Annotated in this window: 1 protein-coding gene; it reads left to right on the top strand. The window is 76.6% G+C overall.

The features are described from left to right. Positions 1 to 1,092, top strand: a 1,092-nt coding sequence (locus Q6969_RS15730; RefSeq protein ID WP_317231280.1) for a Dyp-type peroxidase, incomplete at its 5' end; no start/stop codon positions are given. Positions 1,093 to 1,301 lie beyond the last annotated feature (209 nt).

Raw genomic sequence — 1,301 nt, 5'->3', positions numbered from 1 at the left:
GCCGCCCCGCTCGACGTGGGCGCGGCGCGCGAGCCCTTCCACGGTGCGCGGCAGGCCGGGATCGACACCCCGCCGCAGGCGCACGCCGTGTTCCTCGCCCTCGACCTGCACCCCGGGACCGACCGGGCGGCGCTGCGGCGGATGATGTCGGTGCTCTCGGACGACGCGTCGCGGCTCACCCGGGGCGAGGCGGCGCTGGCCGACTCCGAGCCGGAGCTCGCGGCCGTCGCCGCGCGCCTGACGGTGACGTTCGGGTTCGGCCCGGAGCTCGTCCGGCGCGCGGCGGGCCCGTCCGCCGCGCCGACGTGGCTCCGACCCCTCCCCGCCTTCACGGTCGACCGGCTCGACCCGGCCTACTCGGACGGGGACCTGCTGGTCCACGTCGGCGCCGACGACCCGCTGACCCTCGCCCACGCGACGCGGATGCTGCTGAAGGACGCCCGCTCGTTCGCCTCCCTCCGGTGGTCGCAGCCGGGCTTCCGCCGCGCCGCCGGATCCGAGGCCGCCGGCACGACCATGCGGAACCTGTTCGGCCAGGTGGACGGCACCGTCAACCTGCAGCCCGGGAGCCCGGACCACGAGCGCCTCGTCTGGGGCGGCGGCGGACCCGCGTGGCTCGAGGGCGGGACGGGCCTCGTGCTCCGCCGCATCTCCATGGACCTCGACGCGTGGGACGGCCTCGACCGCTCCGGCCGCGAGCAGGCCGTCGGCCGCACGCTCGCCGAGGGCGCGCCGCTGACCGGCACCCGGGAGCACGACGAGCCCGACCTCGCGGCGACCACGCCCCTCGGCTTCCCCGTGATCCCGGATTTCGCGCACATCCGCCGGGCCCGGTCGGACGACCCCGACGAGCGCATCTTCCGCCGCGGCTACAACTACGACCAGGCACCGGCCGCGGACGGGAGCGTCTCCGACTCCGGGCTCCTGTTCGTCTCCTACCAGCGTGACGTCGATGCGCAGTTCGTCCCGCTGCAGCGCCGGCTGGACGAGCTCGACCTGCTGAACGAGTGGATCACGCCCGTCGGCTCCGCGGTCTTCGCCATCCCGCCCGGCTGCGCGCCCGGCGGCTTCGTCGGGGACACCCTCCTGTGACCCCCGCGCCGCGCCGCGCCGGCGCCCGGCCGCCGCCCGGCTCCCGATCGCGCACCCGCACCCGCACCCGCACCGACCACTCCCCGACCACCATCCGACCCACGACAGAGCACGAGGACCACGCATGAGCACGAAGAGCACCGCCGACCGCGACCGCACCCGGGAGATCCGGGAGAAGGCGAACGCCGCCCGCCGCGAGGCCGAGCGGA

The organism is Clavibacter sp. MX14-G9D, from assembly GCF_032917815.1.
Classification (GTDB): domain Bacteria; phylum Actinomycetota; class Actinomycetes; order Actinomycetales; family Microbacteriaceae; genus Clavibacter; species Clavibacter michiganensis_K.
This window is presented reverse-complemented; position numbering and strand designations above follow the sequence as displayed.